The organism is Streptomyces sp. AHA2, from assembly GCF_036857595.1.
In the GTDB taxonomy this organism is placed as follows: domain Bacteria; phylum Actinomycetota; class Actinomycetes; order Streptomycetales; family Streptomycetaceae; genus Streptomyces.
In genome coordinates this window covers 37167-51616 of record NZ_JAUQWJ010000008.1, presented here as the reverse complement: position 1 = coordinate 51616, position 14450 = coordinate 37167, and the positions used below count along the sequence as shown (strand labels likewise).

The following is a 14450-nucleotide window of genomic DNA, read 5'->3' as shown; positions in this document are numbered from 1 at the left end:
CTGCGCCGGATCCCGGCTCCGGGCCCGTCCCGCGGCGGCCTGACCCCAGCACCCGCTCCAGCTTCCGAGGTCTTCACCGCCGACGCCACCCCGCGGGCCCGCGCCGAGCGCTCGCGCTCCCACCGGCGGCGTGCCTGGGCGGAACTCCTGCGGCTGCCCGCCCTGTTCAGCGTGCCCGGCGACGCCCTGGCCGGGACCGCCGCTGCCGGGGCGGCGCCCAACGCGCGCACCCTGCTCGCCATCGGCTCCTCCCTCTGCCTCTACGAGGCCGGCATGGCCCTCAACGACTGGGCGGACCTCGGCGTCGACGCCGTCGAACGCCCCGAGCGCCCGCTGCCCTCCGGCCGGGTACGTCCCGCCGCCGCCCTTACGGCGGCCTGCGCGCTCACCGGCGCGGGGCTGGCCCTGGCGGCCCGCGCCGGCCGCCCCGCCCTGGCCGTCGCCGCCCCCCTGGCGGCGACCGTCTGGGCGTACGACCTCGGCCTGAAGCACACGCCCGCCGGGCCCGTGGCGATGGGCGCGGCCCGGGGCCTGGACCTGCTGCTGGGGGCCGCGGCCACCACCGGCCGCACCCGCCCGGCCGTGCCGTCCGCCGCCCTCCTCGGCACCCACACGCTGGCCGTGACGACGGTCTCCCGTCAGGAGGCACGGGGCGGCACCCCCCTGGCCCCCCTGGCCGCCCTCGCGGCGACCGCGCTGCTGACCCGGCGGATGGCGTACCGGCCCGCCCCGCCGGCACACGGCCCCGGGACGCCCACCGGCGACCGGCCACGTACCGGACCCACCGGGCGCCACGGGCACCGGGACACCGAAGCGCCGCTCACCACCGCCCCGACCGGGCACCCGGGACGTCCGCAACCCGCGGGGTTCCTCACCACCGCCCTCGCGGCCGCCTACGCCGTCAGCACCGCCCGCCCCTACTTCCACGCCGCGCTGAACCCGTCACCGCCTCTCACCCAGCGAGCCGTGGGCGCCGGCATCCGCGCCACGATCCCCCTCCAGGCCACCCTGGCCGCCCGCGCCGGGGGCCCGGTCCCGGCGATCCTCATCGCCGCTCTCGCCCCGCTCGGCGCCCGGTTCGCGAAGAAGGTGAGCGTCACATGAGCCCCGCGTCCCACGAGCCCGACGGCGGCCGGAACCCCACGACGGGTGCCGCCGCCGCAGCCTCTGCCACCCCCCTCCGTTTCGGCTACGGCACCAACGGGCTCGCCGACCTGCGGCTCGACGACGCGCTCCGCATGCTCGCCGACCTCGGGTACGACGGCGTCGGGCTCACGCTCGACCACATGCACCTGGACCCGCTCGCCCACGACCTGGCCGCCCGCACCCACCGGGTCGCGAAGCGGCTGGACGCGCTCGGCCTGGACGTCACCGTGGAGACCGGGGCGCGCTACGTGCTCGACCCGCGCCGCAAGCACGGCCCGTCCCTGCTCGACCCGGACGGCGACGACCGCGCCCGCCGGGCCGACCTCCTCGTCCGGGCCGTCCGGGTCGCGGCCGACCTCGGTGCCCACGCCGTCCACTGCTTCAGCGGCGTCGTCCCGGACGGCACCGACACGGACACCGCCTGGAAGCGTCTCACCGAGGCCCTCACCCCCGTCCTGGAGACCGCCTCCGCCGCCGGCATCCCGCTCGCCGTCGAACCGGAACCCGGCCACCTCCTCGCCACACTCGCCGACTTCCACCGCCTGCGCCGGGCCCTCGGCGACCCCGAAACCCTCGGACTCACCCTGGACATCGGCCACTGCCAGTGCCTGGAACCCCTGTCTCCCGCCGAGTGCGTACGCGACGCCGCCCCCTGGCTGCGGCACGTGCAGATCGAGGACATGCGGCGCGGAGTCCACGAGCACCTCCCGTTCGGGGACGGGGAGATCGACTTCCCGCCCGTCCTGGCGGCCCTCGCCGCCACCGGCTACCAGGGCCTGACCGTCGTCGAACTGCCCCGCCACTCCCACGAGGGACCCCGGCAGGCCGAGCGGTCCCTCCCGTTCCTCCGCCACGCCGAGCAGGCTGCGGCACACCCACCGCACCGGCCCGAGCCGGCTCCCGAGCAGTCCGCGCCACCCCACGGCGCTCCCTCCGCACCCCCTGAAGGGAGCAGCAGATGACAGGCCCTCGCGCCACCCACGCGACGAGCACCGACAGCACCCAGGGCAGCCGCGGCACCACCGAGGACCGAGGTGCCCCCGCGACCCGCGACGCCACCACCGGCCACCCCGCCCCCGGCCCCACGTCCTCTCCCGCGCTCGAGGACCTCCGCCGGCAGCTCGCCGCCCGCCTCGAACCGACCGCCCGCGCCTGGCTCGACCACGCCCTCGAGGAAGCGGCCGCCCACCCCGGCATCCACGGGCCCATCTCCGCCTGGGAGCTGCGCCTCGCCGAGGCCGGGCGCCGCTGCGGGGCCGAACACGCCGACGCCGCCCGCCTCCTCGTCCTGCACGCCGCCCGTGCGGACACCGACGCCCTGACCCGGGTCTACTTCCAGGGCACCGCCGACGAACGCCGGGCCGTCCTGCACGCCCTGCCGCACCTCGTGACCGGCCCCGGGGCCCTCCCGCTCGTCGAGGACGCCCTGCGCACCAACGACACCCGTCTGCTCGCCGCCGCCGTCGGCCCGTACGCCGCCCGGCACCTCGACCCGCACGCCTGGCGCCACGCCGTGCTGAAGTGCCTGTTCACCGGCGTCCCCGTCGACGAGGTGGCGGCCCTGCCGGAGCGTGCCCGGGGGGACGGCGAACTCGCCCGCATGCTGGCCGACTACGCCGCCGAGCGCGCCGCAGCCGGCCGCGCCGTACCCGAGGACCTGCACCGCGTCCTGGACCTGACCGAGTCCGCGCACGACGACCCCGGCGCGGACCACCCCCACGGCAAGGAGTCCTGATGCGCATCTTCGACCCCCACATCCACATGACGTCCCGCACCACCGACGACTACGAGGCCATGTACACCGCCGGTGTCCGTGCCGTCGTCGAACCGTCCTTCTGGCTGGGACAGCCCCGGACCTCGCCGGCCTCCTTCCGCGACTACTTCGACGCCCTGCTCGGCTGGGAACCCTTCCGCGCCGCCCAGTACGGCATCGCCCACCACTGCACCATCGCCCTCAACCCCAAGGAGGCCAACGACCCTCGCTGCACACCCGTCCTGGACGAACTGCCCCGCTACCTCGTGAAGGACAACGTCGTCGCCGTCGGCGAGGTCGGCTACGACTCCATGACCCCCGCCGAGGACACCGCCCTCGCCGCACAACTCCAGCTGGCCGCCGACCACGGCCTACCCGCCCTGGTGCACACCCCGCACCGCGACAAGCTCGCCGGTCTGCGCCGCACCCTCGACGTCGTCCGGGAATCCGCCCTGCCCCCCGGCCACGTCCTGATCGACCACCTCAACGAGACCACCGTCAAGGAGGCCAAGGACAGCGGCTGCTGGCTCGGCTTCTCCGTCTACCCGGACACCAAGATGGACGAGGAGCGGATGGTGGCCCTCCTGCGCGCCTACGGACCCGATCAGGTCCTGGTCAACTCGGCAGCCGACTGGGGCCGGAGCGACCCCCTCAAGACCCGCAAGGTCGGCGACCTGATGCTGGCCGAGGGCTTCGACGAGGACACCGTCGACCAGGTGCTGTGGCGCAACCCCGTCGCCTTCTACGGGATCAGCGGCCGGCTGCGGCTCGACGTCACCGCCACCGCGGCCACCCACGAGGGCAATTCCGTCCTGCGCGGCGTCCCCAAGGACCAGCCGGAGCCCGGCCCCGCGGGGACCGCCCGCGTCCCCGCCGCGGAGGCGTGAGCCATGCGCTTCCGCCACCCCGACGGCACCACCGTCCACCTCGCCTACTGCACCAACGTCCACCCCGCCGAAACCCTCGACGGCGTCCTCGCCCAGCTGCGCGACCACTGCGAACCCGTCCGCCGGCGCCTCGGCCGCGACCGGCTCGGCATCGGGCTGTGGCTCGCCCGGGACGCCGCCCACGCCCTGGTCACCGATCCCTCCGCCCTGCGCGCCCTGCGCACCGAACTCGACCGGCGCGGCCTGGAGGTCGTCACCCTCAACGGCTTCCCGTACGAGGGGTTCGGCGCCGAGGAGGTCAAGTACCGCGTCTACAAGCCGGACTGGGCCGACCCCGAGCGCCTGGAACACACCACCGCCCTGGCCCGCGTCCTGGCCGGGCTGCTGCCCGACGACGTCACCGACGGCAGCATCTCCACCCTGCCCCTCGCCTGGCGCACCGCCCACGACGAGACACGGGCGGAGCGGGCCCGAACCGCCCTGCGCACCCTCGCCGAACGCCTCGACGCCATCGAGGAACTGACCGGCCGCTGCCTGCGCGTCGGCCTGGAGCCGGAGCCCGGCTGCGTCGTCGAGACCACCCGCGACGCCATCGCCCCGCTCACCGCCGTCGGCCACGAGCGCATCGGCATCTGCGTCGACACCTGCCACCTCGCCACCTCCTTCGAGGACCCGCACACCGCTCTGGACGCACTCGGCGCCGCCCGCGTCCCCGTCGTGAAATCCCAGCTCTCGGCCGCACTGCACGCCGAACACCCCCATCTGCCGGAGGTCCGCGAAGCCCTCGCCGCCTTCGCCGAACCCCGCTTCCTGCACCAGACCCGAACGGCCACCGCCGCCGGGCTGCGCGCCACCGACGACCTGGACGAGGCCCTCGCGGGCCACGCCCTGCCGGACGCCGCACCCTGGCGTGCCCACTTCCACGTCCCGCTGCACGCGGCCCCCGCCGCCCCGCTCACCTCCACACTCCCGGTCCTGAAGGCCGCCCTGGGCCGGCTCGTGGGCGGCCCGGTCCCCCTCACCCGCCACCTGGAGGTCGAGACCTACACCTGGCAGGCCCTCCCGCCCGAACTGCGCCCCAAGGGCCGGGCCCAACTGGCCGAGGGCATCGCCGCCGAACTCACCCTCGCCCGCGACCTGCTGACGGACCTCGGCCTGAAGGAGCTGCCATGAGCACCCCCGAGCACCCGGGCCCCGCCTCGGCGGACTCCGGCCGCCCCGTGCCGCTCCTCGTCCTGGACGTCGTCGGCCTCACCCCCCGCCTGCTCGACCACATGCCGCACCTCAAGGCGCTCGGCCAGACAGGCTCCCGCGCCACCCTCGGCACCGTCCTGCCGGCCGTCACCTGCGCCGCCCAGTCCACCTTCCTCACCGGCACCATGCCCGCCGAACACGGCATCGTCGGCAACGGCTGGTACTTCCGCGAACTCGGCGACGTCCTGCTGTGGCGCCAGCACAACGGTCTCGTCGCCGGTGACAAAGTCTGGGACGCCGCCCGCCGCGCCCACCCCGGCTACACCGTGGCCAACATCTGCTGGTGGTACGCCATGGGCGCCGACACCGACATCACCGTCACCCCCCGCCCCGTCTACTACGCCGACGGCCGCAAGGAACCCGACTGCTACACCCGGCCCCCCGCGCTCCACGACGAACTCACCGAACAACTCGGCACCTTCCCCCTGTTCCACTTCTGGGGCCCCGGCGCGGACCTCGTCTCCAGCCGGTGGATCATCGACGCCACCCGCCACATCATGCGCACCCGGCACCCCGACCTGACGCTCAGCTACCTGCCCCACCTCGACTACGACCTGCAGCGCTTCGGCCCCGACGACCCGCGTTCGCTGAAGGCGGCGACGGACCTGGACACCGCGCTCGCCCCGCTCCTGGACGACGCCCGCGCCGAGGGCCGCACCGTCGTCGTCCTGTCCGAGTACGGCATCACCCGCGTGAACCGGCCCGTCGACATCAACCGTGCTCTGCGCCGCGCCGGACTGCTCGAGGTGCACACCCAGGACGGCATGGAGTACCTCGACCCGATGGCCTCCCGCGCCTTCGCCGTCGCCGACCACCAGATCGCCCACGTCTACGTGCGCCGCCCCGAGGACCTCGACGCCACCCGGGCCGCCCTCGACGGGCTGCCCGGCGTCGAGCAGCTCCTCGACGACGCGGGCAAGAAGGCCCACCACCTCGACCATCCCCGCGCCGGTGAACTCGTCGCCGTGGCGGAACCCGACGCCTGGTTCACCTACTACTACTGGCTCGACGACGACCGGGCGCCCGACTTCGCCCAGCTCGTCGAGATCCACCGCAAGCCCGGCTACGACCCGGTCGAGCTGTTCATGGACCCCCAGGACCCGTATGTGAAGGTCAAGGCGGCCACGGCGCTGGCGCGCAAGAAACTCGGCATGCGCTACCGCATGGCGGTGGTCCCGCTGGACCCCTCACCTGTTCGGGGCAGCCACGGCCGCCTCCCGCAGAACGACGACGACGGTCCGCTCCTCATCTGCTCCACCCCCCGTGCGGTCGACGACCGCCTCGCGGCCACCGACGTGAAACAACTCCTGCTCCGACTCGCCGGACTCGGCTGACACCGCACCACGCGCAGCCACCGGCATCCGACTACCGAGAGTGAAACACACGGCACTGACAACGGCCGGTCCCGGCCGCACCGGAACCGGCCACGAACCGAGAAGGCAGGCCACCCGTGACCCCGTACTCCGACCCTTCCCGCACCGACGCCGGCGCCTCCGCCACTGCGGACGAGGAGCTGCGCCGCAGCCTCGGCGTGAACCGGCGCCGCTTCCTGACCACCTGCACCGCCGTGGCGGCCGGAGCCGTCGCGGCCCCCGTCTTCGGCGCGGCCCCCGCCCTGGCACAGGACCGCGGCAGAGACCACGACCACGGGCGCGGTCGCGGCCAGGTGCTCGTCCCGCCGCACAAGCGCGGCATCATCCTCTACACCGTCCGTGACGCCACCGCCCGCGACCCCCTCAGCAGCGACCTGCCCTCCGGGTTCCGCGAGGTGTTCAAGCAACTGGCCCGGCACGGCTACCGCCAGGTCGAGTTCGCGGGCTACCGCCAGCACGCGAACGCGCCCGGCGGCGACAACCTGGAGACGGTCCAGGGCGCCCGGCTGCTGCGCTCCTGGCTGGACGACCACGGCCTGCGCGCCCAGGGCAACCACGGCTTCATCCCGTCCTCCTGGCCGCTCACCACGGCGGACAAGGACACCTTCAAAAAGCACCTGGAGATCGCCAACATCCTCGGCATGGACCACATGGGCACCGGCGGCGACCCCACCGGAAGCTCCTACCGAGCCGACTGGGACGTGGCCGCCGACAAGTGGAACGCGCTCGGCGAGTTGGCCCGCCGCGAGGGCATCAAGCTGTACACCCACAACCACGACAGCGCCTACGGCTTCCTGCTCGACGGGGGCCCGCTGGACGACCAGGGCCGGCCCACCCGCAGCTCGGGCATCCGCAAGCTGGAGTACTTCCTGAAGGTCACCGACCCCCGGCTCGTGTGGCTGGAGATGGACATCTTCTGGGCCCACGTGGCCCAGTACAAGTTCCACACGTACACCGCCCACGACGGCTCCACCCGCAGGAGCGTGTTCGACCCGGCCGCACTGGTGACCCGCCACAACAAGCGCTACCCGCTGTTCCACGCCAAGGACGGCGTCGTCAGCACGACCAACGGCATGGGCTGGGACATGGTGCCCTTCGGCACCGGGGACATCGACTACACGACGTTCTTCTCCCGGGTCGGGCAGTCCAACTACCGCAACCCGATGGTGGAGGACGACAACTCGCCGAGCGCCACCGACCCCGCCCAGTCGCTGCGCGAGGCCAAGATCAGCTACGACAACATGGCGGCCCTGCGCAAGCGGCGCTGCTGACCGCGGACACGGACCGGGCGGCCCCTCCCGCGTGGTGCGGGAGGGGCCGCCCGGTCCGTGCCGACCCGGCCTCGCCGGGTCACTCCTCCCCGAGTGGCCGCGGGTTGGGCGTCACGCGCCTGTCCTTGGAGCGGCCCGGCGGGTGCAGGAACAGCGCCACGAGACCGGCGAACAGCGAGATGCAGCCCGCCAGGGTGAAGGCGCCGTTGTAGCCCCAGGCGCCGACGACCACGGCTCCCATGCCCGCGCCCAGTCCCGAGACGAGTTTGGAGCTGTAGACCATCCCGTAGTTGGTGGCGTTGTTGTTCTCCCCGAAGTAGTCCGCCGTCATCGCCGCGAACATCGGGAAGATGGCCCCGCCGCCGAAGCCCGAGACGGCGGAGAAGACCAGGAACAGCGGCAGGTTCCCGATCTCGGCCGACCAGATGATGCCGAACTGGGCCAGGCCCAGGATCGCGCACACGTGGAGCAGGCACTGCTTGCGGCCGTAGAGGTCGGACAGCCAGCCGATGACACCGCGTCCGGTGCCGTTGACGATCGCCTTCAGCGACATCGCGGTGGCCACGACGCCCGCCGCGAAACCCGCCTCCTCACCGATGTCGACCTGGAAGGCGATGCCGAAGATGTTCACGCCGGAGGTGCAGGCGAGACAGAACCACATCAGCGCCACCCGGCCCGTCTTCCAGGCCTCCAACGGGCTGTACTGCTTGGTGGCCGGCGGGTTCTTCGCCAGCGAGCGCCGGGCCCGCGGGTCCTCCGGCGGGTTCAGCGGGTCCACGGCGGCCGGCCACCAGTTCTTCGGCGGGTCCTTGAAGAAGAAGCCGGCGAACGCCACGACCGCGGCGAGGAAGACACCCGCCGAGACCAGCACCCAGCGGAAGTTGGAACCGTCCATGTAGCCGTGGAAGATGAAGACGAACGGCACCGAGCCGTAGGCGAAACCGCCGTTGACGAAGCCGGTCTTGCCGCCCCTGCGCTCGGGGTACCACTTGCCGACCATGTTGACGCAGGTCGCGTACACCATGCCCGCGCCCATGCCGCTGAACACGCCGAATCCGATGAACGCGAACGCGACGTGCGGCGCGAACGCCAGCGACAGGTAGCCCAGCAGCGTGCCGGCCGAGCCGAGCATCATCGCCCAGCGTGCCGGCAGCCTGCCGTTCTCACGCAGCCGTCCCGCCGGGAAGGCGACCGCGGCCTGGCAGAAGATCCACGCCGTCATCATCCAGTAGATGCTGCCGCTGGACCACTGGTGCGCCTCGTGCAGCGTGTCCTCGGCGGACGCGAACGCGTACTCGGCGGAGGAGATGCCCATCATGCCGATCCAGGGCAGGATCACCATCCACTTGCGCTTGCGCCCCATGATGTCGATGTCGGTCTCACCGAGTCGGTAGACGCGGCCGTTCGCGTCGGTGACCTCCCGGTAGGCGACCGTGGTGGGCAGATCGGTCGTTGTCATGTCGTGTCGCACCCCTTGCGTCGAAAGATCTGGCAGGCGCCCCCTGTCCCATGCCTTTCGTGCGCGTGCGGGTCCCGGGGCCGGCCGACGCGCACCGTCGGCCGGCCCCCCGCTGCCTCACCTCATGTACCGCCCCCCAGCAGCCCCGCCTCCCGCGCCCAGCGGTACTTCGCGCCGAGCACGGCCACCGGCATCTCGGTCGTGTACGGGTAGGCCACGACGCCGCGCTCGAAGAGGTACCGGCAGGCCTCCTCGACCTCCACGTCGCCCGCCAGCGACGCCACCACCGGCTTCTCGACGCCGCGCTCGCGGAACTCGGCCACCACGCGGGCGGTGAGCTCCGCGAAGACCATCGGGGGAGTGACGATCGTGTGCCAGTAGCCGAGCACCAGTGCGTGGATGCGCGGATCCTCCAGCCCCAGCCTGATCGTCGCCTCGTACGTCGACGGGGGCTCGCCGCCGGTGATGTCCACCGGGTTGCCCGCCGCCCCGAACGGCGGGATGAACCTGCGGAACGCCGCGTCCAGATCGGGCGGGATCTCCATCAGCGACAGGCCGTTGTCCGTCACGGCGTCGGAGAGCAGCACACCGCTGCCGCCCGCGCCGGTGATGATCACGACGTTGTCGCCCCGGGGAGCGGGCAGTACGGGCAACGCGCGGGCGTACTCCAGCATGTCGCTCAGCCCGGGCGCCCGGATGACCCCCGCCTGCCGCAGGATGTCGTCGTAGACCGCGTCGTCGCCGGCCAGGGCGCCCGTGTGCGAACCGGCCGCCCTCGCGCCGGCCGCGGTGCGGCCCGCCTTGAGCACGACCACCGGCTTCTTCGGGACGGTCGCCCGCGCGGCCGCCACGAAGGCGCGCCCGTCCTTGAGGTCCTCCAGGTGCATCGCGATGCAGTCGGTGTGCGGGTCCTCCCCGAACCAGGTCAGCAGGTCGTCCTCGTCCAGGTCGGACTTGTTGCCGAGCCCGACGATCGCCGACACGCCCGTCCTCGTCGTCCGCGCGAAGCCCAGGATGGCCATGCCGATGCCGCCGGACTGCGAGGTCAGCGCCACCCCGCCCTTGACGTCGTACGGCGTGCAGAACGTGGCACACAGGTCCTGCCAGGTCGAGTAGTAGCCGTAGATGTTCGGCCCGAGCAGCCGCACGCCGTGCCGTTCGGCGATCGACACGATCTCCGCCTGGAGCGCGTGCTCGCCCGTCTCCGCGAAGCCGGAGGGGATCAGGACGGCGTTCGGGACGCCCTTGCGTCCGACCTCCTCCAGGGCGGCGGCCACGAATGCGGCGGGGATCGCGAAGACCGCCACATCCACCTCACCGGGAACGTCGGTGACACTCTTGTACGCCTTGCGGCCCAGGATGTCATCGGCCTTGGGGTTCACCGGGTGGATGTCACCGGCGAAGCCGCCGTCGACGAGGTTGCGCATCACCGAATTGCCGATCTTGCCCTGGACGTCGGAGGCGCCGATGACGGCGACCGCACGGGGCTGCATCAGGCGGCGCATCGAGGCGAGGATCTCCTCACGCGTGTACGTGCGGCGGGGCGCGGGCTGCGACTCGGCGAGGATCACCCGGATGTCGGCCGCGACGGCGCCGTCCGCGGTGGCGATCACCGGATTGAGGTCCACCTCGGCGATGTCCGGGAAGTCCGCCACGAGTTGCGACACCCGGCGGATCTGCTCGGCGACGGCCCACCGGTCCACACCGGCCTGCCCGCGCACCCCGCGCAGGATCTCCGCGGAGCGGATGGAGTCCAGCATCGACAGCGCCTCGTCGCCGTCCACCGGCGCCAGCCGGAAGGTGACGTCCTTGAGCACCTCCACGAGCACCCCGCCGAGCCCGAAGGCCACGACCTTCCCGAACGTCGGGTCGGTCACCGCCCCGACGATGACCTCCTGGCCCCGCGGCAGCAGCTCCTGCACCTGCACGCCGTGGATGCGGGCGTCCGCGTCGTGGGCGCGCGCGTTCTCGACGATGCGGTGGAAGGCGGCCCGTACGTCCGCCGCTCCCTCGACCCCGACGACGACGCCGCCGGCGTCGGTCTTGTGCAGGATGTCCGGCGAGACGATCTTCATCACGACGGGTCCGCCGAAGCGCGCCGCGTACGCCACGGCCTCCTCGACGTCGGTGGCCAGTTCCTCGCCGGGGACGGCGATGCCGTACGCGTCGGCGATCACCTTGCCCTCGGGCGCGGTCAGCGCGGTGCGGCCCTCGGCCCGTACGGAGTCCAGCAGGACCCGCACGCGTGCCAGGCGGTCCTCGGCCATCACGTCAGATCACCCCGTTCGACTTGAGCAGGCGCACTTCCTCGTGGCCGAGGCCGAGTTCGCCGACGTAGACCTCTTCGTTGTGCTCGCCGAGCAGCGGTGAACCGGTCACCTCCACGGGGGAGTCGGACAGCTTCAGGGGACTGCCCACGGTGACGAACTCACCGCGTTCCGGGTGGGGGACGGTGACGACCATCTCGTTGGCGGCCAGGGACCGGTCCTCGATGATCTCCCGGGTGGACAGGATCGGCCCGCACGGGATGTTGTGCGCGTTCAGCCGCTCCAGCACCTCCCACTTGGGCAGCGTCGAGGACCACTCCTCGATCAGCTGGAACAGCTTGCCGAGCTTGGGCAGCCGCGCCTCGGGCGTGGCCCACTCGGGGTCGTCGGCCAGTTCGGGCCGGCCGATGAGTCCACTGATCGGACGCCAGCCGACGGGCTGCACGATGACGTACACGTAGTCGTTCGGGCCGCCGGGCGCACACTTGACCGCCCAGCCGGGCTGGCCGCCGCCGGAGGCGTTCCCGGACCGGGGGACCTCGTCGCCGAAGTCCTCGTTGGGGTACTCGGGCAGCGGCCCGTGCGCCAGGCGCTGCTGGTCCCGCAGCTTGACCCGGCACAGGTTGAGCACGGCGTGCTGCATGGCCACGTTGACCCGCTGCCCGCGCCCGGTGTGCTCCCGCTGGAAGAGCGCGGCCAGGATGCCCGCCACGGCGTGCACGCCCGTGCCCGAGTCGCCGATCTGGGCACCCGTCGCCAGCGGCGGCCCGTCCTCGAAGCCGGTGGTCGCCATCGACCCGCCCATGGCCTGCGCGACGACCTCGTACGCCTTGAAGTTGGTGTACGGGCCCTCGCCGAACCCCTTGATGGAGGCGTAGACGATGCGCGGGTTGATCTCCTGGATGCGCTCCCAGGTGAAGCCCATCCGGTCGACCGCGCCCGGGCCGAAGTTCTCCACCATCACGTCCGAGCGCCGGATCAGTTCGGTGAGGAGCTCCTTGCCGCGCTCGGTCTTGGTGTTGAGGGTGATGCTCCGCTTGTTGCAGTTGAGCATCGTGAAGTAGAGGGAGTCGACGTCCGGCAGGTCACGCAGCTGCTTGCGCGTGATGTCACCGGTCGGCGCCTCCAGTTTGACGACGTCCGCGCCCAGCCAGGCGAGCAGCTGGGTGGCCGACGGCCCGGACTGCACGTGGGTCATGTCCAGGACGCGGATGCCGTCGAGGGCCTTGGTTCCTGTCATCGGGGCACCTCACTTGTACATGGTCTGGTTCATGGTTCCGGGGGCGTACGCGTCGGGATCGACCCAGACGTTGATCAGGGAGGGCTTGCCGGACTCCCGGGCGCGCCGGAGGGCCGGGCCGATGTCGGCGGGGTCGCGGACCTCCTCGCCGTGACCGCCGAGCATCTGCGCGAACTTGTCGTAGTGGACGTCGCCGAGGGTGTTGCCGACCCGCTCGCGCTCCTTGCCGTACTTGGCGGCCTGGCCGTAACGGATCTGGTTCATCGAGGAGTTGTTGCCGACGATGCCGACGAAGGGCAGGTCGTAGCGCACGAGGGTCTCGAAGTCCCAGCCGGTGAGGGAGAACGCGCCGTCGCCGAACAGCGCGACGACCTCCTTGTCGGGCCGGGCCTGCTTGGCGGCGAGCACGAAGGGGACACCGACGCCGAGCGTGCCGAGCGGTCCCGGATCCATCCAGTGGCCGGGCGACTTGGGCTGCACGACCTGGCCGGAGAAGGTGACGATGTCGCCGCCGTCGCCGATGTAGACGGAGTCCTCGGTGAGGAAGTCGTTGATCTCGCTGACCAGCCGGTAGGGGTGGATGGGCGAGGCGTCGGACCTCAGGCTCGGCAGCCGCTTGTCCAGGGCGGTCTGTTCGGCGGCCCGCAGCTCGTCCAGCCACTCCTTGCGCCGGGACGCCCCGCCGTCGACCCGTCCGGAGGCCGCTTCCGTCACCGACTTCAGCACGAGTCCGGCGTCGCCGACGATGCCGAGGTCGATGTCGCGGTTCTTGCCGACCGTGCGGTAGTCCAGGTCGATCTGCACGACGGTCGCCTCCGGCGCCAGCCGCTTGCCGTAGCCCATGCGGAAGTCGAAGGGCGTGCCGACGATCACGATGACGTCGGCGTGGGAGAAGGCGTACCGCCGCGAGAGCTGGAAGTGGTGCGGGTCGCCGGGCGGCAGGGTGCCGCGGCCGGCGCCGTTCATGTACGCGGGAACGTTCAGCGTGCGCACCAGCTCCACGGCCGCCTCGGTGCCGCGGGTCGTCCAGACCTGGCTGCCGAGCAGGACGGCCGGCTTCTCGGCGTGCACCAGCAGGTCGGCGAGCTTCTCGATCGCCTCCGGGTCGCCGGCCGACCGGGTCGAGGCCCGGTAGGCCCCGGCGCGCGGGACGCGGGCCTTCGACACCGGCACCTTGGCGTCCAGCACGTCGCGCGGGATCTCCAGGAACGAGGGGCCGGGTGCGCCGTGGTAGCACTCGCGGAACGCCATGGACACCATGTCCGCCGCGCGGGCCGTGTCCGGCACGGCCGCCGCGAACTTGGTGATGGGGGTCATCATGTCGACGTGCGGCAGGTCCTGCAGGGAACCCATCTTGTGCTGGGTGAGGGCCCCTTGACCGCCGATCAGCAGCATCGGGGACTCCGCGCGGAAGGCGTTGGCGACACCGGTGACGGCGTCGGTCGTCCCGGGGCCCGCGGTGACCACGGCGCAGCCGGGCCTGCCGGTGATGCGGGCGTAGCCGTCGGCGGCGTGGGCGGCGACCTGCTCGTGACGGACGTCGACCACCTCGATGCCCTCGTCGACGCAGCCGTCGTAGATGTCGATGATGTGGCCGCCGCACAGCGTGTAGATGCGGTCGACCCCCTCGGCCTTGAGGGCCTTGGCTACGAGATGGCCACCGGAGATCACGTCCTGGGTGTCGTCGGGCATGGCGGAGTCCTGTCCCTTCGTAGGGGGTTGGGAGCGGCTCGCGGTACATTGCATACAGTCGACGAATACTGTATGAAGCTTGTTATCCCGCATCCGGTGGGTGGTGTC

11 protein-coding genes are annotated in these 14450 nt (G+C 72.4%); 7 read left to right on the top strand and 4 right to left on the bottom strand.

The features are described 5' to 3' along the window. The 7 genes from Q5694_RS18020 to Q5694_RS17990 all read left to right on the top strand — a co-directional run bounded on the left by Q5694_RS18020 (position 1) and on the right by Q5694_RS17990 (position 7684). Positions 1–1104 carry an SCO3242 family prenyltransferase gene (locus Q5694_RS18020; RefSeq protein WP_443040902.1) on the top strand — a complete coding sequence of 368 codons (1104 nt, stop codon included), beginning with the start codon at positions 1–3 and terminating at the stop codon, positions 1102–1104. Next, positions 1101–2108 carry a sugar phosphate isomerase/epimerase family protein gene (locus tag Q5694_RS18015; RefSeq protein WP_333934134.1) on the top strand — a complete coding sequence of 336 codons (1008 nt, stop codon included), beginning with the start codon at positions 1101–1103 and terminating at the stop codon, positions 2106–2108. Before Q5694_RS18020 ends, Q5694_RS18015 begins: the two co-directional genes overlap by 4 nt. Next, on the top strand, positions 2105–2881 hold the full coding sequence (locus Q5694_RS18010) for an EboA domain-containing protein (RefSeq protein WP_333934133.1): 777 nt from the start codon (positions 2105–2107) through the stop codon (positions 2879–2881). Before Q5694_RS18015 ends, Q5694_RS18010 begins: the two co-directional genes overlap by 4 nt. Next, positions 2881–3786 carry a TatD family hydrolase gene (locus Q5694_RS18005; protein ID WP_333934132.1) on the top strand — a complete coding sequence of 302 codons (906 nt, stop codon included), beginning with the start codon at positions 2881–2883 and terminating at the stop codon, positions 3784–3786. The genes Q5694_RS18010 and Q5694_RS18005 overlap by 1 nt, the downstream gene beginning before the upstream one ends. A gap of 3 nt (positions 3787–3789) precedes the next feature. After that, entirely contained in the window at positions 3790–4959 is a 1170-nt protein-coding gene (eboE, locus tag Q5694_RS18000; protein WP_333934131.1) for a metabolite traffic protein EboE, read from the top strand. After that, positions 4956–6374: a nucleotide pyrophosphatase/phosphodiesterase family protein gene (locus Q5694_RS17995; protein WP_333934130.1), complete on the top strand. Its 1419-nt coding sequence runs from the start codon at positions 4956–4958 to the stop codon at positions 6372–6374. The genes eboE and Q5694_RS17995 overlap by 4 nt, the downstream gene beginning before the upstream one ends. Before the next feature lie 116 nt (positions 6375–6490). Next, a complete protein-coding gene (locus Q5694_RS17990) occupies positions 6491–7684 on the top strand; it encodes a sugar phosphate isomerase/epimerase family protein (RefSeq protein ID WP_333934129.1) in 1194 nt (397 codons plus the stop codon). Positions 7685–7763: 79 nt separating this feature from the next. Here Q5694_RS17990 and Q5694_RS17985 read toward each other — a convergent pair whose 3' ends face one another. The 4 genes from Q5694_RS17985 to Q5694_RS17970 form a co-directional block, all read right to left on the bottom strand. Further along, entirely contained in the window at positions 7764–9143 is a 1380-nt protein-coding gene (locus Q5694_RS17985) for an OFA family MFS transporter (protein ID WP_333934128.1), read from the bottom strand. 122 nt (positions 9144–9265) lie between these two features. Beyond that, complete coding sequence (locus Q5694_RS17980) at positions 9266–11410, bottom strand: acetate--CoA ligase family protein (protein WP_333934127.1); 2145 nt, start codon at positions 11408–11410, stop codon at positions 9266–9268. A gap of 4 nt (positions 11411–11414) precedes the next feature. Continuing rightward, positions 11415–12650: a formyl-CoA transferase gene (frc, locus tag Q5694_RS17975; protein ID WP_333934126.1), complete on the bottom strand. Its 1236-nt coding sequence runs from the start codon at positions 12648–12650 to the stop codon at positions 11415–11417. A gap of 9 nt (positions 12651–12659) precedes the next feature. Beyond that, positions 12660–14342, bottom strand: coding sequence for a thiamine pyrophosphate-binding protein (locus Q5694_RS17970; protein ID WP_333934125.1), 1683 nt, complete (start codon positions 14340–14342; stop codon positions 12660–12662). Positions 14343–14450: the final 108 nt, after the last annotated feature.

What these genes read in the sequence shown, in the direction of transcription:
- Q5694_RS18015 (WP_333934134.1), top strand. Translation starts at nt 1,101, where the DNA reads ATGAGCCCCGCGTCCCACGAGCCCGACGGCGGCCGGAACCCCACGACG.
- Q5694_RS18010 (WP_333934133.1), top strand. Translation starts at nt 2,105, where the DNA reads ATGACAGGCCCTCGCGCCACCCACGCGACGAGCACCGACAGCACCCAG.
- Q5694_RS18005 (WP_333934132.1), top strand. Translation starts at nt 2,881, where the DNA reads ATGCGCATCTTCGACCCCCACATCCACATGACGTCCCGCACCACCGAC.
- eboE (WP_333934131.1), top strand. Translation starts at nt 3,790, where the DNA reads ATGCGCTTCCGCCACCCCGACGGCACCACCGTCCACCTCGCCTACTGC.
- Q5694_RS17995 (WP_333934130.1), top strand. Translation starts at nt 4,956, where the DNA reads ATGAGCACCCCCGAGCACCCGGGCCCCGCCTCGGCGGACTCCGGCCGC.
- Q5694_RS17985 (WP_333934128.1), bottom strand. Translation starts at nt 9,143, where the DNA reads ATGACAACGACCGATCTGCCCACCACGGTCGCCTACCGGGAGGTCACC.
- Q5694_RS17980 (WP_333934127.1), bottom strand. Translation starts at nt 11,410, where the DNA reads ATGGCCGAGGACCGCCTGGCACGCGTGCGGGTCCTGCTGGACTCCGTA.
- frc (WP_333934126.1), bottom strand. Translation starts at nt 12,650, where the DNA reads ATGACAGGAACCAAGGCCCTCGACGGCATCCGCGTCCTGGACATGACC.
- Q5694_RS17970 (WP_333934125.1), bottom strand. Translation starts at nt 14,342, where the DNA reads ATGCCCGACGACACCCAGGACGTGATCTCCGGTGGCCATCTCGTAGCC.